The sequence below is a fragment of the Planobispora longispora genome (genome assembly GCF_016863135.1).
GTDB classification, from domain to species: Bacteria; Actinomycetota; Actinomycetes; order Streptosporangiales; family Streptosporangiaceae; genus Planobispora; species Planobispora longispora.
Genome location: NZ_BOOH01000029.1, coordinates 58,268 through 80,011, shown reverse-complemented (window position 1 = coordinate 80,011; position 21,744 = coordinate 58,268). Strand labels below are relative to the sequence as shown.

Genomic DNA, 21,744 nt, shown 5'->3' with positions numbered 1-21,744 from the left:
CGGTACAGCGTCGCCATCAGCAGAGACTCGTTCGTTCGCTGGGAATATCGAGAAATCGGTTCTCCGTTGTGGTATCGGGTACACTGCTCAGTGAAAGTGCGACCGCACTGTGTTAATCCGGGGGTTCCCGCCTCCGAACGCCCCCGAAGTCGGCGTGACGCCGCAGCGGTCGCTGATGAAATGAGAGGGCTGGCCCTTCCGCGAGGACCCGGCACGGGGAGACTTTTTCAGCCCGTGGTCCCGGCAGGACTGCCTTCAACGGAGATTTTAGGCAGGCCAAGCTGACGACCTTCCGAGACCTCGGAGTCACCCCAGAGATCGCCGATGCTCTCGAGACCGAGGGCATCACCACGCCGTTCCCGATCCAGGAGATGGCACTCCCCCTGGCCCTCAGCGGCCAGGACATCATCGGCCAGGCGCGCACCGGCACCGGCAAGACCTACGCCTTCGGCGTGGCGATGCTGCAGCGTGTCGGCAAGCCCAGGAAGAACCGCAAGAAGCCGCGCGGGCTGGTCGTGGTGCCGACCCGCGAGCTGGCCCTCCAGGTCACCGAGGACCTGGTCACGGCCGCCGGCAAGCTCGGTTCCCGCATCCTCACGGTGTACGGCGGGCGCGCCTACGAACCCCAGATCGAGGCGCTCAAGCAGGGCGTCGACGTCATCGTCGGCACCCCCGGCCGTCTGCTCGACCTGGTCAAGCAGAAGCACCTCGACCTCAGCCAGATCAGCATGCTGGTGCTGGACGAGGCCGACCGCATGCTCGATCTGGGCTTCCTGCCCGACATCGAGCGGATCATCAAGCTCGTCCCGGCCGAGCGGCAGACGATGCTGTTCTCCGCGACCCTGCCGGGCGAGATCGTCGGACTGTCCCGGCGTTACCTCAACCGCCCCACCCACGTGCGGGCCGAGAACAACGACGCCGAGGCCGAGGCCACCCCGCAGACCACGCAGTTCGTCTGGCGCACGCACCGGATGGACAAGATCGAGATCGTGGGCCGCCTCCTGCAGTGCGAGGGCCGCGGGCTCACGATGGTCTTCTGCGAGACCAAGCGCGCCTGCGACAAGGTCGTGGAGGAGCTCAAGGACCGCGGCTTCGCGGCCGCGGCCGTCCATGGAGACCTCGGCCAGAGCCAGCGCGAGCAGGCGCTGCGCGCCTTCCGCAACGGCAAGATCGACGTGCTCGTCGCGACCGACGTCGCGGCGCGCGGCATCGACATCGACGACGTCACCCACGTCGTCAACTACGACTGCCCGCAGGACGAGAAGACCTACGTGCACCGCATCGGCCGCACCGGCCGCGCGGGCCGTACGGGCGTCGCGGTGACCTTCGTGGAGTGGGAGGAGCTCACCCGCTGGAAGGTCATCAACAACGCGCTCTCGCTCGCCTTCGCCGATCCGGTCGAGACCTACTCGACCTCCCCGCACGTCTTCAGCGACCTGGGCATCCCCGAGGGCACCAAGGGCGTGCTGCCGCGCGCCAACCGGTCCCGGGCCGGCCTGGCCGCCGAGGAGCTGGAGGATCTGGGGGAGACGGGCCGGATCCGTTCGCGCGGTCCCCGCAAGGGACGTGACGAGGAGCGGGAGGAGCGCCGCGAGCGCCCCGCCCGGGCTCCTCGCGAGCGCCGCCGCACCCGCGGCGGGCGGAGCGTCGCCGAGGCCCCTCTGGACGTCACCGAGGGGGCCGATTCGGAGATCACCCCGGAGGCCGCCGCGAGGCCGGTCGCCGAGGAGGTCGTCCGGCCCGCCGAGCGGCGCCGCGGCCGTGCCGCCGACGCGACCGCGGCTCCCGCCGTGGAAGTCCAGAGCCCTGTCGTCGAACGCCCGGTGGAGGCGGACGTGGCACCGCGTGATGACCAGCCCGCGCCCCGGCGCGGCCGTACTCGCAAGGCCGGTCTCAACCCCGAGGTCAGCCTCGGTGCGCCGGAGGCCGAGACGATCCCCGAGCTTCCGGGTCTGGAGGCTCCGTTCCAGGAGGACGAGCCCGTGGCACCCGCACCCCGGCCGCAGCCGGAGAAGATCGTTCCGGCCAGCCCGTTCATGGTGATCTTCCAGTCCCCGGACCTGGCGACGGACGACGACGAGATCGCCCCCTCGGCGGCCTCCGAGCGCGTCCAGAACCGCCGCCGCAGCCAGCCCAGGAGCGGCGGACAGCGGGGACCGCGCCGCGGGAACCAGTCGTAGGACGGACGACCGCGGCGACGCGGAGGAACACCGTCCGCAAGGGGCGCGACCCGCACGGGTCGTGCCCCTTCGACTCTCCGGAGGCACCTAGTCATCCCGGTCGTAGAGGTATCGTGGTCTCACGTGAGTACGCCGCGTTTTCTGACCTTGCCTCCTGGCGTCCGCTCCACTTCGATCGAGACGGCAGCGGGCTCCTTCGCCGCGTTGGAGGCGCTGCCCGTCAGCGGCGTTCCCGAGCGCTGGCCCGCCCTCCTGGTCCCCGGCCTGACCGGCAGCAAGGAGGACTTCATCGCGGTCCTCCAGACGCTCGCCCAGTCGGGTCGCCGGGTCATCGCGATCGACATGCGGGGCCAGTTCGAGACGAGTGGTCCCGACGACCCGTCCGCCTACACCTGCGCGGCGCTCGGCAACGACGTCGACCTCCTGGCCCAGGCGATCGGCGAGGGAGAGCCGGTCCATCTGGTCGGCCACTCCTTCGGCGGGCTGGTCACCCGGGAGGCGGTGATCGACGGCCGTACCAAGTTCGCGTCCTACACGCTGATGAGCTCCGGCCCCGCGGCGATCGTCGGCCCCCGGGAGCGCGCGGGCCGGGCCATGCTCAGGGAGCTGCCCGAGCTCGGCATGGAGCAGCTCTGGCACAGCCGGATGGAGCCCGAGGCCCTGGCCGCCGGGGTGCCCGACGAGATCGTGTCCTTCCTGCGCAAACGACTGTTCTCCAACTCCCCCGCGGGCATGGTCACCATGACCCGGGAGGTCCTCTCCGCGCCCGACCGGTGCGGCGAGCTCACCCAGGTCGAGGTGCCCGTCCTGGTCCTGTACGGCGAGCACGACGACGGCTGGCCGCCGAGCATGCAGTCCGAGATGGCGCTGCGGCTGAACGCCGACTGCGTGGTCGTCCCCGGCTCGGTCCACTCTCCCGCCGTGGAGGCCCCGGAGACCACGGCCGCGGCCCTCGTCCGCTTCTGGAACGCCGCCGAGGCCCGATCGCGGGGCTGAGCGCGACACGCGGAAGGCCTGACCCGCCCCCTGTTGGATGACCTGTCGAATGCCATGTAATCATCTACTTACTATGGCGAGCATCGAAGACATCGTCGTCCAGCCCCCGCACACCGCGACCTGGCTGGTGCACATCGACCGCTCCATGTGGGTCGGCGGGGTCCGGGGGCTCATGCTCCAGGCCCTCCACCCGCTCGCGATGCGCGGAGTCTGGCAGAACTCCAACTTCCAGGAAGATCCGTTCGGTCGGCTGCGCCGCACCGCGGACTTCGTGGGCCGGGTCACCTTCGGCAGCCCGGACGAGGCCGACGAGATCGGCCGCCGGGTCCGGAGCATCCACCGGAGCCTGCGCATCAACGATCCCGACACCGGCGGGACCCACCGGGTGGACGACCCGGAGCTGCTGCTCTGGGTGCACTGCGCCGAGGTCTCGTCCTACCTGGCCGTGGCGCGGCGGGCAGGGCTCGGGCTCACCGACCGGCAGGCCGACCGCTACCTCGCCGAGCAGCGGCGCAGCGCGACCTACGTGGGCCTGCACGCCGAGGACGTGCCGGGCTCGCTGGCGGAGATGGACGACTACTTCGCGCGGGCACGGCCGCGGCTGAAGGTCACCCCCGAGGCCGCCGAGACCGTCCGCTTCCTGCTCTGGCCCCGCCTCCCCGCCGAGCTGCGCATGCTCAACCCGGGCAAGCCGGCCTACTTCCCGTTCGGCGCGCTGTGCTACCTCTCGCTGCCCCGCTGGGCCAGGCAGATGTACGGCGTGCTGCCCGAGGTGCCGGCCGGCACGGTGACCGCGGCGCTCAGGGCGTTCCGGCTGGGCATGAACGCGCTCCCCGAGCCCGTCCACGACCGCGCCTTCATGCCGGCCACCCGTGCCATGCTCGACGCCTCCCGGCGGCGGCTGGGCGCGGCGGGCTACGACGTGGGCAAGGGGCTGAAGGGCCTGACCGACCCCCGCCGCTGGCCCGCGGGCGCCGCGAAGGCCGCCTGACCCTCCGGGGCGCCGTGAAGGCCGCCCTGGCTCCGGGCCGCTCGTCCGGCGGCCCGGGGTCCGGGTCCGGGGGCTCAGTCGGCCAGGCCGTCCCACGGGGCCTTGTCGGGGGCGGCGGCCTGGCCGTCGGGGCAGTGACGGCGGAAGTCGCACCAGGAGCACAGGGGGCCGGTGTTCGGCGGGAAGAGCGCGTCGATCTCCGGCGGGACCTCGGGCGGCGTCTGGACCGCGCCCCCGGGGCCCGTCGCGCGGGAGCCGGGGCCGCCCGCCGTACGGGAACCCTGTCGCCGTGCGCCGGCCGCACCGGAATCCGCGGAGCCCGCGGAGCTCGCGGAGCCCGCCCAGGCCCGGTACCGCTCGTCGGCCTCGGCCGCCTCGATCGCGATCTCCTCGGCCCGGCTCAGATGGCGGGCCAGGGACTCGTCGGTGTGCTCCCACTCGACGATCTCGCGGGTCGGCAGGTGGTGGAGCTCGACCTTCCGGCACGGGCGCCGCAACATGCGGGAGGAGGCGATGGCGTAGACGGCCAGCGCGAGCGAGGTCCGGGCGTCGTCGGCCGTCAGCGGCCGGCGGCCCGTCTTGTAGTCGACCACCACCAGCTCCTCGCCCCGCTGGTCGAGCCGGTCGACCCGGCCCGACAGGGCGATGACGGACGTGCGGGTGGCCACGGTCCGCTCCACGCCGACGGGCTCGGCGGAGGGGTCGAGGGTCGCGGTGTATCCGGTGACCATCTCCCGTGCCCGGCCGCGCCAGGCGGACGACTGCTCCGCGTCCCGGAAGCCGTCGCCGATCCACCCGTTGCCGAGGAGGACCCCCGCCATCTCCGGGCTCCGCCGGTCGTACGGCTCCCGCCACCAGGCGGCCAGGGCGTTGTGCACGCTCACGCCGACGCTGTTGTGGGCCCACCTCGGCCCGCGCTGCGGGGCCGGCCGGTCCAGGTAGGTGAACCGGTAGCGCCGGGGGCAGTCCAGCCAGGTGTTCAGCTTCGACGGGGTGCAGGCGTACAGCCGCCGCGGCATGCCCTCCAGGGGGAGCTGGTCCATGCGGGGCTAGTCGCCGTCCGGGTTCAGCCGGATCCGGGCCGCGCGCGTCCCGTCGGTCAGCGGGCCCTCCTCCTCGGGCTCGCCGGCGCCGCGGGTCAGCCCGCCGGACAGCCAGGCGTCGAACTTCGGCTCCAGCTCGCCGATGACCGTCTCCTCCCCGTGCGCGGGCAGCACGCGGGTGCGGTGGGCCAGGGTGAACAGCCGTCCGCCGATCGTGCTGAGCTGGTCGGCCAGGGCGGGGTAGTCGCCGCCGAGCTTGCCGGGACCGTCGGCCAGCAGCGTCTTGCCGGTGAAGACCGCCTCCAGCTCCTCGCAGTAGAGCGAGATGCCGCCGTGGGTGACGCCGGGGGTGGTCATGACCTCCAGCTCGACGTCGGCGACGGCGAACACGCCCTCGTCCTCCAGCTCGATGTCCGGCCAGGTGTCGGGCCAGGTGCGGCGCCACAGCGGCTTGTCCTTGGGATGCATGGCGACCACGGCCTCGTCCCGGGCCGCCACCTCGATGGCCGCGCCGACGTGGTCGGGCAGGCCGTGGGTGCAGATGACGGCGAGCACCTCACGGTCGCCGACCTGCTCCAGGACCTTCTCCGCGTCGTGCCCGGCGTCGATGACGATGACCTCCTCGTCATCGCCCACGATCCAGGTGTTGTTCTCGACCTTCTGCTCGACGCCGTCGACATCGACGACGCCCTCGGTCACCACTCGCTCAATACGCGCTGTCACGTTTCAGAACTTTACTGCCCACAGCGAACAGAAGCTGCGCCCCCGGCCGTGCTGTATCGAAGGCGATGCCGACGCGCCACGGCTCGGGGGCTCGTAACCGGCATCCCGGTCAGCCGGTCTTCAGGAGGGTGCGGATCGCGGTGATGATGAGCTGCACGGCCAGCGCCGAGAGCAGGAGGCCCGCGATGCGGGTGACGAGCTCGATGCCGTTCTCCTTGATGACCCGGACGATCCCCACCGAGAACCGCATGAACACCCAGAGCAGCAGGTGGACGGCCGCGATGGCCAGGGCGAGGGCCAGGATGCCGCCGCTCTTGGCCTCCGCCTGCTGGGAGAAGACGATCGTCGCGACGATCGCGCCGGGCCCGGCGAGCAGGGGCGTGCCGAGCGGGACGAGCGCGACGTTCACGTTGGACTTCATCGTGCCGGCCGGCGGCTCGGTCTCCCCGGTGAGCAGCTGGAGGGCGACCAGCAGCAGGAGCAGGCCGCCGGCGATCTGCATGGCCGGCACCTCGACGTGCAGATAGCCGAGGATCGCCTGGCCGAAGACCGCGAAGACGACGATGAGGCAGAACGCGACGATGGGCGCCTGCCAGGCGACCCGCTTGCGCTCGGCCATGCCCCGGCCGCTCGTGTAGGCCAGGAAGAGGGGGATCACGCCGGGCGGGTCCATGATGACGAACATCGTGATGAACGCCTCGACAAAGAACTGGACATCGAACACATATCCCCCTGAAGTCATTCAGGGGGAAGCGTAGTGGCCGATCAGCTCTTTTCCCCGCCCAGGCGTGGAGAGAACGCCCCGAAGGGAAGCTCGTACGCCTGGCCGTCGTCACGCAGGTCCCGCAGGGAGAGCTCGGCGAGGGCGATCAGGCAGCCCGCCTCGACGGGCCAGGCGATGGTCCACAGCCAGTCTCCCAGGGCCTCGCCCGCGTAGACCGCCCGGTCGGCGGCGGCGTCCACGCACCAGAGCGCGGCCGGGTGGCCCTTCACGTCGATCTTCGCGTGCGGCGGGCCGTCGCCGAACCCGTCGCCCGGGTCGGGCCCCTCCAGCCCGGCGTACGCCGCGCCGAGCCCGATGCCGGGCTCCTCGGCGATGATCAGCAGGTCCGCGGGCCCCTGGGTCACCGACGGCCCGGAGAGCGCCACGACGGTGGCCCTGCCGCCGGTGCGCTCGTCGCCCACCTCGGCGAAACCGGTGACCAGCCAGCCGGTCGGGAGCGGCCACGGCAGCCAGACCGGCACGCGGGCGTTCTGGCTGACCGCCTCCACGGCGGCCGCCGACGGCTGTCGCGGGGGCTGCAGGGGCAGGACGTCGCCGTGCCGGCCACACCGCCAAGCACTTGACCAAGCACTCGGCGGGCGGAGCGGGCCGAAACAGCGCGGGCAGGTAGGCGAGGCTCTCACGACTACCCACGGTGCGCCCCTGGCGACCCATGAGTCAAGGCCACAGTCCGTTATCCAGCCGTAATCTTGTCCATGTGCGCGTAAATTGTGTTGGAGCGATCATCTTTGACAGCTCTGGCCGGATGCTTCTCGTGCGCCGCGGACACCCGCCGGCGCAGGGACTCTGGTCCGTTCCGGGCGGCCGTGTCGAGCCCGGCGAGTCCGACGCGGAGGCGGTCGTCCGCGAGGTCCGCGAGGAGACCGGGCTGACGGTCGCGGTCGGCCGGCTGGCCGGCACCGTGGACCGTCCCGGGCCGGGGGACGTCGTCTACGAGATCCGCGACTACCTGGCGGAGGTCACCGGCGGCACGCTCGCCGCCGGTGACGACGCCGCCGACGCAGGCTGGTTCGGCCCCGGCGAGCTGCCGCGCCTGCCGCTCGCCCCCGGCCTGCTGGAGGCCCTCGCCGGATGGGCGCTCATCGCTCCGCCGCCAGGGTCGAGCGCCACAGGGTGAGATGGTCGGCGTCGTAGGTGGTGGACCGGCCCAGGGCCACCACCTGGTCGCCGGAGACCGCCACGGCCCCCAGCCACTGGGCGCCCTCGCCGGCGAGCCGGCCCTCGGCGGGTTCGTGCCGCTGCCAGGACAGCCCGTCCTCGGAGGTCCAGGCCGAGCTGTCGCCCTCGCCCTGCACGCCGTGCCAGCCCACCGCCACCACGCCGTCCGGGGTCGCCGCCAGGTCCAGTACGGCGGCCGCCCGGTCCGCCGGGAGCCATGCCGTCCGCCACGTCGCCCCGTTGTCGCGGGAGACCGCGCCGAACGCCCGCCGCCCCTGCGCGGTCTCCGCCGTGCCGACCGCGACGACCTGGCCGCCGTAGGTGACCACGTGCCGCAGGCCCGCCGCGGTCGCCCCGGAGGGCAGCAGGGGTTTGCGCGCGGTCCAGTTCACCCCATCGGCCGAGACCCAGACCACTCCGGTCTCCTGCTCGCCCGTGCCGGAGCCGCCGACCGCCATGTACCCGGAGGAGGTGGGCGAGACGTCGTGCAGGCGCACGCCCGCGCCGCCCGCGGGCAGCCTGGCCGCCCGGGTGTAGCCCTTCAGGTCGGCGGAGAACCACAGGACCGCGGTGGTCGCTCCCGGCTCGCCCTCCTCCCCGGCCAGGACGTAGCCGGACGGACCGGCCGCGACCGCGCGCGGGGCCAGGAGGGAATGACCGCCCCTGGCGAGGGAGTCCATGATCGGCACCCTGCGCCAGCTCCGGCCGTCGGCGGAGGTGACCAGGAGCGGTTCGGTGGCGGCGACGGCGCTCATCGTGCTGCCCACGGCGAGCCAGCCCCGCCTGCCGTACACCACGTCGCTGAGCGCCTGCCAGTGCTCGCCGCCGAGGAGCCGCGCGGGCCCGGCGGTGTCCCACGCCTCGCCGTCCTCGCTGGTCCAGATCCCGGCGTCGCCGGAGGCCGCGCCGACCGCGACGAACCTGCCGTCCCCGGCGGCCAGCCCCGTCGTCTCGCGCGCGACCCGGTTCAGGCCCTCAATCGTGTCCAGGGGGACCGCCCTCGCCGCGCCCTCCCTGGCCGCCGTGATCAGGACGAGCCGGTTGTCCACGCCGATCGCGCGCTGGTCGCCGCCGACGACGAGCGTGCCCTCGTCGGAGACCGCCAGCGCCCGCAGCGAGCCCGACACCGTGCCGAGGTCGGTGGACGGGGACCACTTCCGGCCGTCCTGGCTGGTGAAGGCGACATAGTGCTCCAGTCCCGACTCCGCCACCGCGAACGCGCCGGTGGCGGAGGACGCCAGCCGTTTCACCCCCGACCCCTGCGGGCCCAGGCCGGTGATGGCGCCGCAGCGGTCCCAGGATCCGCCGTTGGCCGAGCAGTAGACGGGCACCTCGCCCTTGGCCGAGCCCTGCTGGGTGGGAACCGCCACGAAGCGGTTCCCGGCCACGGCCAGCGCGCCCGGCTGCGAGGCCACGCCGTCCAGTTCCTCCCCGCCCCTGAGCCAGGACTTCCCGCCGTCCCCGGAGCGCAGGACGGTCGAGGACCGCTTCCCCCCGCCGGGTTCGGCCAGCGCGACCACGGCGTCGCCGCGGGCCGCGACGGCCCGCAGCCCGCGCGTCCCGCCGGGCGCGTCGAGGTCGCGCGCCCGCACCCGGGTCCAGCCCCGCCCGTCGGGCGAGGTCCAGGCCGCCGGCCCGTAGGTCCCGTCGTCGGCAACCGTGACGCCGACCGCGACGAACCCCGACGAGGTGCGGGTGAGATCCACGATCTCGTCCCCGGCCTCGAACCCGGCCGCCTCCTCGGGGCTCACCGGATTCCAGCTCTGGCCGTCGGCGCTGGTCCACAGGCTCGGCGGGACGCCCGGGGACTCGTTCCCCGCGGCGAGCCAGCGGCCGTCGCCGCCCGCCACCAGCCCGACCGTGGTCGGCCCCGCCTCCTGCCCCACCGGTCCGCTGACCTTGCCGAGCCGCCAGGTGTCACCGCCGTCGGAGGACACCAGAAAGAGCGGCCGGCGGACGGGGTCGGTCTTGTCGGTCCCGACCGCGACCACGGTGGAGCCCGCCGCGGCGAGGTCGTTGAGCACCTGGCTGGAGCCGTCCGCGCCGTCGGCGATGGGGGAGACGAAGCTCTCGTCACCTGACTGGAAGTCGTCTCCCACCAGGCGCAGACCGGTGGCGAAAGGGCTGCTCACCCAGCCCCACAGCACCAGCCCCCCGCCGACCGCGGCGGTCAGGACGAGGACCAGCAGAAAGGGGATCATCAGGCCCCGGCCGCGCCTTCTCCGCGTCGGGGTGGAGCGGCGCACGGCCGACGGCGCCGTGGCCGCGCGGTGGTGCCGCCCGCCGTTGGGGCCGCGCCTGCGGGGCGGGCCCGAGGCGACCAGCCGGTCGGGCCGGGCCGGACGTCCCCCAGGCGGGCGCCCGACCCGCCGTACGGGCTCGAAGTCGTCGTGGTCGTCGTGGTCGTCGGGCGCGCCGGGCTCCTCGCGCTCCGGTCCGGTGTCCTCCCCGGGAGGGGGGACGGCGGGCGCCTGCTCCCGGGACGGCCCCGAGGCGACCAGCCGGTCGGGCCGGGGCCGCCGGGACCGGCGGAACTCCTCTCCCGGCTCCTGGAGCTCCTCGGACCGCCGAGGCGGGTGACGCTCTTGAAGCTGTTGCGCCTCTTGAGGTGTCAGAGGCTCTTGAGGTGTCAGAGACTCCTGAGGCGGCTGAGATCGCCGCGGCGGCCCCGAGGCGACCAGCCGGTCCGGGCGGTCCGCCATCCTGCGGCGCGGCGCCGGCCCGGCGTCCTCGCGCCCGCCCTCGGGCTCTTCTCCCCTGCCGTGAGGGGAGCCGGAGGGCGTGGGGGGCGAGGGGGGCGTGGGCCCCGTGGGGTCCCCGGAGGGCCCGGAGCCCGCGGAGCCCGTAGCGGGCGTGTAGGGCTGGGCGTAGGGGCGGCGGCGCTCGGCGGGCGGGCGCGGGGGGTCGGGCTCGTCCGGGGCCGGGGCGGCGAAGGGCGGGGACATCCAGGGGGAGGAGAGCGGCAGCCCGCGGGTGCGGTCGTCGGAGGGACCCGGCGGGGAGTGCTGGATCGTCGGCGGGGACGGGTGGGGCTCCTGGGACCCGGTCGTGTGCGTCGTGTTGTCGGGCGCGCCGTCGTCGTCCGGCGGCCATTCTCGCGAGCGCGGGTCGTGAGGGCCCGAGGCCACGCTCAGCACCTCCTCGAAGGAAGCCTACGTCCCGGATTCACCGGTCTCCGGATCGTTCCAGTTGTCCACGTGCCACTTAACCGCAAACCCCTATGGGAGCGGCAAATCCACGCGAGCCTACTCCTACCCCGCCCGGCCGAAACGATCACCTCCGCCGTCCACGCCGCCGCGCGGGCCGTCCGCACCCAGAGCAAGCCGTGCACATCCAGAGCAACACGCCGGGGCCGCCCTGACGAGACCTCTCTAGGGAGATTCACCGGACAGCCACCCGATTTGCCGTCTATTGCGCGAAAAATCCGAATTCACGTGTCCCGGGAAGACCGCCCGAACCTTCCGCCCCGCACAGGGGCCGCCCCTGCCCCGATCTCTTCCGAGGAGATCTCCTGTGTGCGGATTACTTCACAGACACCCCCGCCGGTGAGACTTTTCATGGGGGGCAAGAAAAGCCCAACCCCAGGGAGCAATCATGAAACGGCTGGGGCCCGTTCTCACGCTGGCGGCCGGCGCGGCGATGGCCGTCGTGCTCGGCCTGCTCAGCGCCACGACCGCACCCCCGACACAAAGTGTCAACGCACAGGGTGAGCCCGCCGCGCCGGTGGCCGAGGCCACCTCGGAGGCCTCACCCGAACCCGAGGTCACCAAGACCGTCAAGCCCGTCCCGGCCAAGGCCGACTACGCGGGCCGGGTCCAGGGCAACGGCGGCCTCATCGCCATCTCCATCCGCAACGGCAAGGCCGTCGGCTACTTCTGCGACGGCAGGGTCGAGGCCTGGCTCAAGGGCAGGGCCGCCGACGGCCAGGTCACCCTCTCCGGCCCCGGGAAAGCCTCCGTCGTGGCGAAGCTCGGCGGCGGCAAGGCCACCGGGAAGCTGGAGTTCGGCGCCAAGGAGTGGGACTTCACCGCGCCCACGGTCAAGAAGCCCTCCGGCCTCTACCGGGCCACCGCGATCGTCCGCGGCGCGCAGGTCCGCGCCGGATGGATCTACCTTCCCGACGGCAGCCGGGTCGGCCTGACCGTCGTCGGCGACGAGGCCGTCGAGAGCGAGATCCCCGAGCCGGGCGAGAACGCGACCATCGACGGCACGGAGGTCGATCCCCAGGACGTCGACGAGTTCATTGAGGGGTTCTGATGAGCGACATGGAAAGCACGCAGGTCTCGCACCTTCCCGGGCGCGAGAAGCAGAACCTCGCCCCGCTCCTCGTCCCGCTCGTCGTGGGCGGGCTGGTCGCGATCGCACTGGGCGTGTACGGCCGCGTCCACTCGCCCACCGGCTACGCGGTCGGCCCGGCCGGCTTCTCCGCGCCGCTGGCCATGAAGTCCTGGCTCACCACCGGCGCGTTCCTGCTCGCCGGCGTCCAGGTCTTCTCCGCCCTGGTGATGTGGGGCAAGATCAAGATGAACGCCTCCTGGGCTCCCGCCCTGCACCGCTGGTCGGGCCGGGCGGCGTTCATCCTGACGATCCCGGTGGCGTTCCACTGCCTGTACGCGCTCGGCACCCAGTTCGACGTGCCCCGGGTGATGATCCACTCGCTGCTGGGCTGCTTCTTCTACGGCGTGTTCACCGCGAAGATGCTGGCCCTGCCCAAGCGCGGGCTGCCCGGCTGGACCCTCCCGCTGCTCGGCGGGCTGACGTTCACCGCGCTGACCGGGCTCTGGCTGACCTCGTCTTTGTGGTTCTTCACCACGATCGGGATCAAGCTGTAGGCGGAGTGAAGGCGCTGGTGCGCGAGAACCCGGCGGCCCGGCCCTTGGCCGCCACCACCAGCGCCATCTTCCGCGACGCCTCGTCGATCATCTCGTCGCCGAGCATGACCGCGCCGCGCTTCTCCACCGTCGTGTAGTACTCGTACGCGTCGAGGATGAGCTCGGCGTGGTCGTAGTCCTCCTGCGAGGGCGAGAACACCTCGTTGGCCGCCTCGACCTGCGTGGGGTGCAGCACCCACTTGCCGTCGAACCCGAGCGCCGCCGCCCGCGCGGCCACCCGGCGGTAGCCGTCCAGGTCCTTGATCGCGAGGTACGGCCCGTCGACGGCCTGCAGGTCGTGCGAGCGGGCGGCCATCAGGATGCGCATCAGGATGTAGTGGTAGGCGTCACCCTCGGTGTAGCCGGGCGGCTGCTCGCCGACCACCAGGGTCCGCATGTTGATCGAGGCCATGAAGTCCGCGGGGCCGAAGACCAGCGTCTCCAGGCGGCGTGAGGACCCCGCGATGGCGTCCACGTTGACCAGCCCGCGGGCGTTCTCGATCTGCGCCTCGATGCCGATCCGGCCCACCGGCAGCCCGTTGGCCTTCTCGATCTGGGTCAGCAGCGTGTCCAGCCAGATCACCTGGGTGGCGTCCTCGACCTTGGGCAGCATCAGGCAGTCGAGGAACTCCCCCGCGCCCTCCACGACCTCGATGACGTCCCGGTAGGTCCACTGGGTGCCGAGGTCGTTGACCCGCACGACCCGGACCTTGCCCGACCAGTCGCCCTCGCGCAGGGCGGCCACGATGTTCTTGCGCGCCCCCTCCTTGGCGAGTGGCGCGACGGAGTCCTCCAGGTCGAGGAAGACCTCGTCGGCGGGGAGCCCCTGCGCCTTCTCCAGGAAGCGGGGGTTGCTGCCGGGGACCGCGAGACAAGAACGTCGGGAGCGCATGGCCACACCGTAGCGGGCGCTTGCCCGGGGACGGCAGGCCGGTCCCGTCTATGGCGGTCATACAAAGTCTCACCGCCGTTCTTGGCGCACCCCTTGAGAAGACGCCAGAGGGAGTGTCCGAATAATGGGCACGACGCCTCGGTAAAGGGAGACATACACGATGGCAAACGCTTCCTCGGTGGCCCGGCCCGCCGTACTGTCCGATCTCATCCCCGGCACCTGGGTCCGCGACGTCGCGCTCGTCGTCGGCGGCGCCGCCCTGACCGGCCTGGCCGCGCAGCTCACCTTCCCGATGTGGCCGGTCCCGGTCACCGGACAGACCTTCGCCGTGCTGCTCGTCGGCGCGACCCTCGGCATGGGCCGCGCGGCGCTGAGCATGGCGCTCTACATGGCGGTGGGCATCGCGGGCGTCCCGTGGTTCGCGGAGGGCGCCTCCGGCTTCGGCGGCCCCACCTTCGGCTACGTGGTGGGCTTCATCGCCGCCGCCGCCCTGGTCGGCAGGCTCGCCCAGCGCGGCGGCGACCGCACCGTCGCCCGCACGGTCGGCACGATGGTCCTGGGCAACCTGGTCATCTACGCCTTCGGCGTCCCGGTCCTCATGGCCACCCTGGGCCTGGGTCTCGGCAAGGCGCTCGCGGTGGGTGTGATCCCCTTCCTCGTCGGCGACGCCGTCAAGATCGCCATCGCGGCCGGTCTGCTCCCGGCCGCCTGGAAGCTCGCCCGCCGCTGATCTCACGATCCCGTACGGCCTGCGCCCCGGACTCCGGGCGGCGCAGGCCGTACAGTCATGTCATGGGCGTGATCGAAGAGGGCGCCAAGAAGTCGGGCATCCTGTGGTTGTCACTGGACCGGCCCCGGCTGGCCTGGCACACCTGGCACGACGGCGCGATCTACGTGGTCACCGGCGGCGGCGAGCAGGAGCTCCCCGGGCTGGCCGGCTCCGAGCGGGTCGAGGTGACGCTGCGGAGCAAGGACAACGGCGGGCGCCTGGTCGTCTTCGACGCCTCCGTCGAGGTGGTGGACCAGGCCGCGGACGCCGAGGCGGTGGCCGCGCTGGCCAAGGACCGGCTCAACGCCGTCGACGGCGCGGGCCTGACGGCGCGCTGGGCGGCCGAGGCCCAGGTCGTACGGCTCACGCCGCGCGAACCCGCCGCCGGCTGACCCACGTTCTCGCACCGGGCGAATCCGCCGCCCGGCCCGCGCTCTCACGTCACGGAGCCCGCCGCCCCGCGCCGTGCTTCACACCGCGGCGACCGGCTCCCTGCTCTGTTCGACGGGCTCCGGCAGCTCGGCCGTGGCCCGCTGGGCGAGGTAGGCGCCGGTGAGCACGATCAGGCCGCCGACGATCTGGAAGACGCCCAGCGCCTCCCCCACCAGCACCCAGGCGATCACCGCGCCGGCGATGACCTCCAGCGAGGCGACCGTGGAGCCGACGGCGGCCGAGAGCCGGCGGACCGCCGTGACGCCGAGGATGTAGGCGACGACCGTGGCGATCACGATCATCCAGAGCACCGCCCCCAGCACCGGCAGGGCATAGCCCTCCTCGGGCGCCGCGGTCCGCGTGAACGCCGACCACGGGATGTCCCACGGGCGGGAGATCGGCGCGAGCACGACGGCCGCCCCGAGCAGGCCCCAGGCGATCAGGCCGAGCGGGTCCACGTCGTCGCCGAAGCCGTCGCTGAGCAGGAAGTAGCCGGCGCAGCAGGCCGCGGCGCCGAAGGCGAGCAGCAGGCCGAACGGGTCCAGGCTCAGGCCCGACCAGACCTCCACCACGATGCCCAGGCCGACGAACGCCACGACGGCCCCGGCGAACGCCGTGCGCGGCAGCCGTACCCGGCGGACGAAGCGCACCCAGAGCACGACGAGCACCGGCGAGGTGAACTCGATGAGCAGGGTGACGCCCACCGGCAGCCTCGTGATCGCCGCGAAGTAGAGCGCCTGCACGCCCGCCACCGCGATCACCGCGTAGGCCAGGAAGAACAGCAGCCGCGAGCGCGGGATGCGCAGGGCCCGGGGCCTGACCACCGCCAGGATGCCGACGAGCAGGAGTCCGGCCCCGGCCATCCGCGTCCAGACCGCCTCCAGGGGGGCCAGCCCGGCGGCGGCGAGGTACTTGGCCATGGGGCCGGAGAAGGCGAAACACCACGAGGACGCGAACGCGATCAGCAGGCCCGAACGCCTCATACGACACCACCCATGTAACTACCGTTTAAGAGTTTTGATGCTGTCACGTCCGGATAAGAAGCGGCAAGGGGATTCCGACATATGGGCGCGTCATGGGACTGTGTCCATGCATACGGCCTACGCTGCAAATGTGAAGATCTTCATCGCCCGGCTCGCCGGCACCCCGGTCTTCGACCCGGCCGGTGACCAGATCGGCCGGTTGCGCGACGTGGTGGTCGCCGTCTCAGGGTCCGCGCCGCCACCCGTGCACGGGCTGGTGGTGGAGGTGCAGCCGCGCCGCCGGGTCTTCGTGCCGATCACCCGCGTGCTCAGCATCGAATCGGGATCCATCGTCTTCAGCGGCCGGATCAACATGCGCAGGTTCGAGCAGCGGGCCTCGGAGTCGATGGTCATCGCCGAGATGCTCGACCTGGCGGTGGAGGCGGGCGGCGAGCGGATGACGGTGCTGGACCTCGCCATGGAGAAGACCAGGACCTCGGAGTGGCTGATCACCAAGGTCGCGCTGGTCAAGGGCGGCTCCGGCCTGGGCCTGCGGCGGCGGGGCGCGAACCTGATCGTGGACTGGGGCGAGGTCAGCGGCTTCAGCGCGGTGCAGAAGGACCAGGGCGCGGCCGGCCTGCTCGCCGCCTTCGAGAGCGGGCGCGCCGCCGACCTGGCCAGCGCCCTGCACACGCTGTCCGACAAGCGGCGGGCCGAGGTGGCCGCCGCCCTCGACGACGTACGGCTCGCCGAGGTCCTCGAAGAGCTCCCCGAAGACGACCAGATCGGCATCCTCAGCCGCCTCGAACCGGAACGGGCCGCCGACGTGCTGGAGGAGATGGACCCCGACGACGCGGCCGACCTGCTCCAGGACCTCCCCGCCGAGCAGGCCGAGGCCCTGATGGCGCTGATGGAGCCCGAGGAGGCGGCGCCGGTCCGCCGCCTGCTGATCTACCCCGAGAACACCGCGGGCGGCATCATGACGTCCGAACCGATCATCCTGCCGCCCAACTCGACCGTGGCCGAGGCGCTGGCCCACATCCGCCACCAGGACCACATCCCGGCCGTGGCCACCCAGGTCTACGTGTCCCGCCCGCCCGTCGAGACGCCCACCGGCAGGTTCCTCGGCCTGGTCCACTTCCAGCGCCTGCTCCGCGAGCCTCCGGCCACTCTGCTCGGTACCGTGATGGACGACTCCCTCGATCCGATCAGGCCTGATCTGACCCTGAAACAGGTGACCTCGTACCTGGCCACCTACGACCTGGTGGCGGTGCCCGTGGTGGACGAGGCGGGCCGCCTGGTCGGCGCGGTCACCGTCGACGACGTACTGGACCACCTGCTCCCCGGCGACTGGCGGGAGGACGAGGACAACGGAGGAGGAACCGAGCATGACGACTGACCGGCTCGACCAGCCCAGGGAGCTGGGCCCACGCCTGCGCCCGTCCTACGACCGCGAGGCGTTCGGACGCCTGTCGGAGCGGATCGCCCGTTTCCTCGGCACCGCCAGGTTCCTCGTCTACATGACCGGGTTCGTCGCCCTCTGGATCCTGTGGAACATCTTCGCCCCCGAGTCCTGGCGCTTCGATCCCTACCCGTTCATCTTCCTGACCCTCATGCTCTCCCTCCAGGCGTCCTACGCCGCCCCGCTGATCCTGCTGGCCCAGAACCGCCAGGACGACCGGGACCGGATCCAGAACGACCACGACCGCAGAGCGGCCGAGCGCAACCAGGCCGACGTCGAGTACCTGACCCGCGAGATCGCCGCCCTGCGCATCGCCCTCGGCGAGGTCGCCACCCGCGACTACATCCGCTCGGAACTCCAGCATCTGCAGGAAGAACTGCGCGACGAGTACGAACCGGCCGCCTCCCGCCCCAACGGCGCCCGCTGACCCCCGCGACCGGTCAGCGCGGCATGACCCGTTCCCAGACGCGGCGGGACCCCTCCAGGGGGTAGACCGCGTCGGAGGGGACGGTGTCCCAGATCCGGGTCCGGCGGTGGCCGGGGTCGAAACGCGGCCAGCCCGGGTCGCCGGTGGCGGCGAAGGAGGTCCAGGCCGTACGGATCTCCCCGGACAGGGCGGCGAACCCGGCGGGCGGGGGCGAGCCCAGGAAACGGGCCGCGAACCGGCTGTCGCCGTCGCCGAAGACGAACGGCACGTCGATGCCGTGCGCCGCGCCGAGCGCGGGTCCCCGCCAGGCGAAGTCGTACAGCCACGTCCGCCCGCCCGCCCCCGCGTGGGCCTCGGCCACCCGGGTGGTCGGCATCCGGCCCAGCGCGTCGGACATCATGGTGACGAAGATCTCGCCATCGGCGCTGCCGGGGTAGGCGGCGCGGTAGGCCCCGGCCGCCTCGGGGCCCAGCCCGAACGCCTCCGCCACGGCCGCCAGGTCCACCGTGGCGGGATCCGCCACCGGGCCGAACCCCCGGTACTCCTCATGGGTGAAGCCGCAGATCAGATCGGTGTCCCGGCCCGCGCGCGCGGCCTCCCAGGGCGGACCGGTGACCAGATCGCCGTCGATGACCGGCCCGAACGCCCCGCCGCCCGCGCGGGGGCCGGTCAGGGGCGCGTCCTGGACGGCCAGGATCGCCTCGGGCGGCAGCGCGGACAGCTCCTCCCACGTGGCGGCCACCCCGGCCGCCCCGGCCAGCGCCGCGGTCGCCCGGTCGGCCTCGGCGGGGCTCTGGTAGCCGGCCGGGACGCTCTGGGCGATCACCCGCCGGAACAGACCTCCGGCGCCCGGCGCCGCCAGCAGCAGAACGGCCGAGGCCGCGCCCGCGGACTGGCCGAAGACGGTCACGTTGCCGGGGTCGCCCCCGAACGCGGAGACATTGCCCTGCACCCATTCCAGAGCCGCGATCTGGTCGCGCAGCCCGCGATTGTCCGGCGCGCCCGGCAGACGGCCGAACCCCTCGAAGCCCACGCGGTAGTTGAAGGTCACCACCACGACCCCCGAGCGGGCCAGCGTGGCGCCGTCGAACTGCGGCATCCCCGACGAGCCGATCTTCCACGCCCCGCCGTGGATCCACACCATGACCGGCAGCCCGGCGGCGCCCGGGTCCGGGCTCCAGACGTTCACCGTCAGGCAGTCCAGCCCGTCACCGGGCCGCCAGATCGCGGGAACGCCCGGCGCCGGCGGCGACTGGGGCGGCGCGGCGCCGAAGGCGACGGCGTCCCGGACCCCGTCCCAGCCGGCCGGCGGCACGGGCGCCCGGAAGCGGAGCGGCCCCTGCGGAGCCGCCGCGAACGGAATCCCCTTGAACGAGACGACGCCGTCCCCGGCCGCCCCCCGGACCAGTCCCGTCCCGGTCCTCACCACAGCGTCGATCATGTTCAGGACGCTACGGCCTGGAGCCCCCGCGGACAACCGGCTTCGCGGGCCCCGCGCGCCCGCACCGCCTCCCGCCGTACGGGTGCGGGGCGGTGCGGCGTGTCACCGCCCCGCCGTACCCGCCTCAGACGTCGGAGCCCGGGAACAGCTTGTGGAGCATGGCCGCGCACTGGCGCAGTTCGTCGGTGTCGAGGACGTCCAGGAACCGGGCGCGGATCCCGCGCAGGTAGGTGGGGGTGGCCTCGGCCAGGCGCAGGGCTCCGGCGTCGGTGAGGACCGCGAACAGGCCGCGCGCGTCGCTGGCGCAGGCCTCGCGTTCGACCAGGCCGTCGCGCTGGAGCCGGTCGATGAGCCGGGTCAGCCCGCTGCGCGACAGCAGCACCCGCTCGGCCAGGTCGTTCATCCGGAGCCGCCGATCGGGTGACTCCGACAGTTGCATGAGCACGTCGTACGAGGCCAGGGCCAGGTCGTGCTCGACCAGCAGATCCGCCTCCAGCAGCCGGGTGATGCGCACCTGGGCCCGCTGGAGCATGCGCCAGACCACCAGCTCCTCGGGGCTGATGGCATCTCTCGACTCGCTCGCCGTCACGGTCACGGAGTAACCTTAGAACGTTGCATGCGCATCTACATAGCGAATTGTCCGAATCGGTCCATCGCACGCCGGTACCGGAATTCCCTGCATCCCTGCTGGGTTCGTACCATGGACTCACTGCTGGAACGCCTGGACGACACAAGACAAGGAGGGACGGCAGCCCCCGTCGCCCCCGAGGTGGCGGTCTGATGCCGACACTTCGATGGCACCTACCCCGGAACTGGTAACGGCCGCCCTCGCGACCGTCAACGACCCTGAGATCCGTCGGCCGATCACCGAGCTCGACATGGTCAAAAGCGTGGACATCTCCCCCGAAGGGGTCGTGCGCGTCGGCATCTTCCTCACGGTGGCGGGCTGCCCCATGAGGGACACCATCACCCGTGACGTCACCAGCGCGGTCTCCAAGATCGACGGGGTGACCGGCGTCCAGGTGGAGATGGACGTCATGAGCACCGAGCAGCGCAAGACGCTCCAGACCAAGCTGCGCGGCGACCGCGGACCCGAGAAGGAGATCCCGTTCGCCAAGCCCGGCTCGCTGACCCGCGTCTTCGCGGTGGCCTCCGGCAAGGGCGGCGTCGGCAAGTCCTCCGTCACGGTGAACCTGGCCGCGGCCATGGCCTCCAGCGGCCTGAAGGTCGGCGTCGTGGACGCCGACATCTACGGCCACAGCGTCCCCCGCATGCTGGGCGTCTCCGAGCGGCCCACCAAGGTCGAAGACATGATCATGCCGCCGGTGGCGCACGACATCAAGGTGATCTCGGTCGGCATGTTCAAGCCCGAGGGCAACACCCCGGTGGTGTGGCGCGGCCCCATGCTGGACCGGGCGCTGCACCAGTTCCTCGCCGACGTCTACTGGGGTGACCTGGACGTCCTGCTGATGGACCTGCCCCCGGGCACCGGCGACATCGCGATCTCGGTGGCCCAGCGCATGCCGTCCGCGGAGATCCTGGTGGTGACCACCCCGCAGCAGGCCGCCGCCGAGGTCGCCGAGCGCGCCGGCTCCATCGCCGCGCAGACCCACCAGCAGATCGCCGGCGTCATCGAGAACATGGCCTGGCTGCCCTGCCCGCACTGCGACGAGAAGATCTCCGTCTTCGGCGAGGGCGGCGGCCAGACGGTGGCGGACGCGCTCACCCGCACGCTCGGCGCCCGGGTGCCGCTGCTCGGCCAGGTCCCGATCGACATGCGGCTGCGCGAGGGCGGCGACGAGGGCAAGCCGCTCGTGCTCACCGACCCCGACGCCCCCGCGGCGGCCGAGCTGCGCCGCATCGCCGCCGGCCTGGGCAAGAAGTCGAGCAGCCTCAAGGGGCTCCAGCTCGGCATCTCCCCCACGCGCGGCCGCTAGAACGCGGAGAGAGAACACAACAGGAGGCGTCCCCTCGCGGGGCGCCTCCTGTTCGTCGTCGTGGGCCCCTCCGCGTCGCGCCTCCTGTTCGGCGTCATGGGTCTGTTCGGCGTCGCGGGCCCGTCCGCGTCGTGGGTCCGTCCGCGGAACCGCGAGGGTCCGGGCGGCCGGGGCTCGCCGGCGGTCCGGTCAGGTGGCCTCGGAGTCGTACGGCGGGATCTCGCCGTAGCCGAGCTCGCTGGCCGCCTCGGCCGCGTAGGACGTGGCGTAGGCGGGGGCGGCCACCGCGGCGGTGGCCGAGGCGCCGTTCCAGTCGTCCTCGATGTCGGCGGTGAGGTGCTTGCGGACGAAGTTCTTCGGGTTGAGGTCCGCCGGGTCGAAGTCGGAGAACTCCGGCCCCAGCCCGCTCCTCAGGTCTTCCTTCGCGTTGTTGGCCATCTGCCGCAGGTTGCGAAGCGTCCTGCCCGCCTGGGCGGCGGCCTGCGGCAGTTTCTCCGGCCCGAAGACGAGCAGGGCGATGACCACCAGCGCCGCGATCTCAGGCCAGCCGAGTCCGAACACTGTGATCTCCTACGGGCTCAACGCCATGGTCCGCTCTCCGGACGCGTGTCCCGGAGTGCTTCCAGACTAATGCCCTCAACCGCAAGCATGCACCCATAGGTCGCTCTGATCAGGA

General features: G+C 72.5%; 21 protein-coding genes. 11 read left to right on the top strand and 10 right to left on the bottom strand.

The window, feature by feature from the left end:
* Positions 1 to 371 precede the first annotated feature (371 nt).
* The 3 genes from Plo01_RS19125 (at position 372) to Plo01_RS19115 (ending at position 4,167) form a co-directional block, all read left to right on the top strand.
* The gene (locus Plo01_RS19125; protein WP_203891993.1) at positions 372 to 2,180 is read left to right on the top strand and encodes a DEAD/DEAH box helicase; all 1,809 of its coding nucleotides are present in this window, start codon (positions 372 to 374) and stop codon (positions 2,178 to 2,180) included.
* Between the two features lie 123 nt (positions 2,181 to 2,303).
* Entirely contained in the window at positions 2,304 to 3,176 is an 873-nt protein-coding gene (locus Plo01_RS19120; RefSeq protein WP_203891992.1) for an alpha/beta fold hydrolase, read from the top strand.
* 73 nt (positions 3,177 to 3,249) lie between these two features.
* On the top strand, positions 3,250 to 4,167 hold the full coding sequence (locus Plo01_RS19115) for an oxygenase MpaB family protein (protein WP_203891991.1): 918 nt from the start codon (positions 3,250 to 3,252) through the stop codon (positions 4,165 to 4,167).
* Positions 4,168 to 4,241: 74 nt separating this feature from the next.
* On the opposite strand, the gene Plo01_RS19110 is transcribed toward Plo01_RS19115, so the two are convergent.
* The 4 genes from Plo01_RS19110 to Plo01_RS19095 all read right to left on the bottom strand — a co-directional run bounded on the left by Plo01_RS19110 (position 4,242) and on the right by Plo01_RS19095 (position 7,340).
* The gene (locus tag Plo01_RS19110; RefSeq protein ID WP_203891990.1) at positions 4,242 to 5,210 is read right to left on the bottom strand and encodes a RecB family exonuclease; all 969 of its coding nucleotides are present in this window, start codon (positions 5,208 to 5,210) and stop codon (positions 4,242 to 4,244) included.
* Positions 5,211 to 5,216: 6 nt separating this feature from the next.
* Positions 5,217 to 5,933, bottom strand: a complete 717-nt coding sequence (locus Plo01_RS19105) for an MBL fold metallo-hydrolase (RefSeq protein ID WP_203891989.1) — start codon at positions 5,931 to 5,933, stop codon at positions 5,217 to 5,219.
* Positions 5,934 to 6,042: 109 nt separating this feature from the next.
* On the bottom strand, positions 6,043 to 6,657 hold the full coding sequence (locus tag Plo01_RS19100; RefSeq protein ID WP_239316637.1) for a MarC family protein: 615 nt from the start codon (positions 6,655 to 6,657) through the stop codon (positions 6,043 to 6,045).
* A 41-nt stretch (positions 6,658 to 6,698) separates the two neighbouring features.
* Positions 6,699 to 7,340, bottom strand: coding sequence for a DUF6758 family protein (locus Plo01_RS19095; RefSeq protein WP_203891987.1), 642 nt, complete (start codon positions 7,338 to 7,340; stop codon positions 6,699 to 6,701).
* A 29-nt stretch (positions 7,341 to 7,369) separates the two neighbouring features.
* On the opposite strand from Plo01_RS19095, the gene Plo01_RS19090 reads away from it, so the two are divergent.
* Positions 7,370 to 7,834, top strand: a complete 465-nt coding sequence (locus Plo01_RS19090; protein ID WP_275415402.1) for an NUDIX hydrolase — start codon at positions 7,370 to 7,372, stop codon at positions 7,832 to 7,834.
* Here Plo01_RS19090 and Plo01_RS41010 read toward each other — a convergent pair.
* Entirely contained in the window at positions 7,797 to 11,003 is a 3,207-nt protein-coding gene (locus tag Plo01_RS41010) for a hypothetical protein (RefSeq protein ID WP_203891985.1), read from the bottom strand. The two genes, Plo01_RS19090 and Plo01_RS41010, sit on opposite strands and share 38 nt — an antisense overlap.
* A gap of 466 nt (positions 11,004 to 11,469) precedes the next feature.
* On the opposite strand from Plo01_RS41010, the gene Plo01_RS19080 reads away from it, so the two are divergent.
* Both Plo01_RS19080 and Plo01_RS19075 read left to right on the top strand, forming a co-directional pair.
* Positions 11,470 to 12,132: a hypothetical protein gene (locus Plo01_RS19080; protein WP_203891984.1), complete on the top strand. Its 663-nt coding sequence runs from the start codon at positions 11,470 to 11,472 to the stop codon at positions 12,130 to 12,132.
* A complete protein-coding gene (locus tag Plo01_RS19075; protein ID WP_239316635.1) occupies positions 12,132 to 12,707 on the top strand; it encodes a DUF6529 family protein in 576 nt (191 codons plus the stop codon). The genes Plo01_RS19080 and Plo01_RS19075 overlap by 1 nt, the downstream gene beginning before the upstream one ends.
* Here Plo01_RS19075 and Plo01_RS19070 read toward each other — a convergent pair.
* Positions 12,697 to 13,638 (bottom strand): HpcH/HpaI aldolase/citrate lyase family protein, encoded by a 942-nt coding sequence (locus tag Plo01_RS19070; protein WP_203891983.1) that lies wholly within the window; start codon positions 13,636 to 13,638, stop codon positions 12,697 to 12,699. The two genes, Plo01_RS19075 and Plo01_RS19070, sit on opposite strands and share 11 nt — an antisense overlap.
* Positions 13,639 to 13,798: 160 nt before the next feature.
* Between Plo01_RS19070 and Plo01_RS19065 the strand changes: the two genes are divergently transcribed.
* Positions 13,799 to 14,368 carry a biotin transporter BioY gene (locus Plo01_RS19065; protein WP_203891982.1) on the top strand — a complete coding sequence of 190 codons (570 nt, stop codon included), beginning with the start codon at positions 13,799 to 13,801 and terminating at the stop codon, positions 14,366 to 14,368.
* A gap of 62 nt (positions 14,369 to 14,430) precedes the next feature.
* Positions 14,431 to 14,799, top strand: coding sequence for a hypothetical protein (locus Plo01_RS19060; RefSeq protein WP_203891981.1), 369 nt, complete (start codon positions 14,431 to 14,433; stop codon positions 14,797 to 14,799).
* 78 nt (positions 14,800 to 14,877) lie between these two features.
* Here the strand turns inward: Plo01_RS19060 and Plo01_RS19055 are convergent, their stop codons facing one another.
* On the bottom strand, positions 14,878 to 15,822 hold the full coding sequence (locus Plo01_RS19055) for an EamA family transporter (RefSeq protein WP_203891980.1): 945 nt from the start codon (positions 15,820 to 15,822) through the stop codon (positions 14,878 to 14,880).
* Between the two features lie 130 nt (positions 15,823 to 15,952).
* Here Plo01_RS19055 and Plo01_RS19050 point away from each other — a divergent pair, with 130 nt between their 5' ends.
* Positions 15,953 to 17,200: a magnesium transporter MgtE N-terminal domain-containing protein gene (locus Plo01_RS19050; protein ID WP_444980764.1), complete on the top strand. Its 1,248-nt coding sequence runs from the start codon at positions 15,953 to 15,955 to the stop codon at positions 17,198 to 17,200.
* On the top strand, positions 17,190 to 17,690 hold the full coding sequence (locus tag Plo01_RS19045; protein ID WP_203891978.1) for a DUF1003 domain-containing protein: 501 nt from the start codon (positions 17,190 to 17,192) through the stop codon (positions 17,688 to 17,690). The genes Plo01_RS19050 and Plo01_RS19045 overlap by 11 nt, the downstream gene beginning before the upstream one ends.
* Positions 17,691 to 17,703: 13 nt before the next feature.
* Here the strand turns inward: Plo01_RS19045 and Plo01_RS19040 are convergent, their stop codons facing one another.
* Positions 17,704 to 19,131: a carboxylesterase/lipase family protein gene (locus tag Plo01_RS19040; RefSeq protein WP_203891977.1), complete on the bottom strand. Its 1,428-nt coding sequence runs from the start codon at positions 19,129 to 19,131 to the stop codon at positions 17,704 to 17,706.
* Positions 19,132 to 19,255: 124 nt separating this feature from the next.
* The gene (locus Plo01_RS19035; RefSeq protein ID WP_239316633.1) at positions 19,256 to 19,726 is read right to left on the bottom strand and encodes a MarR family winged helix-turn-helix transcriptional regulator; all 471 of its coding nucleotides are present in this window, start codon (positions 19,724 to 19,726) and stop codon (positions 19,256 to 19,258) included.
* A gap of 199 nt (positions 19,727 to 19,925) precedes the next feature.
* Between Plo01_RS19035 and Plo01_RS19030 the strand changes: the two genes are divergently transcribed.
* Positions 19,926 to 21,068: an Mrp/NBP35 family ATP-binding protein gene (locus tag Plo01_RS19030; RefSeq protein WP_203891976.1), complete on the top strand. Its 1,143-nt coding sequence runs from the start codon at positions 19,926 to 19,928 to the stop codon at positions 21,066 to 21,068.
* A gap of 189 nt (positions 21,069 to 21,257) precedes the next feature.
* Here the strand turns inward: Plo01_RS19030 and Plo01_RS19025 are convergent, their stop codons facing one another.
* The gene (locus tag Plo01_RS19025) at positions 21,258 to 21,629 is read right to left on the bottom strand and encodes a sec-independent translocase (RefSeq protein WP_203891975.1); all 372 of its coding nucleotides are present in this window, start codon (positions 21,627 to 21,629) and stop codon (positions 21,258 to 21,260) included.
* Positions 21,630 to 21,744 lie beyond the last annotated feature (115 nt).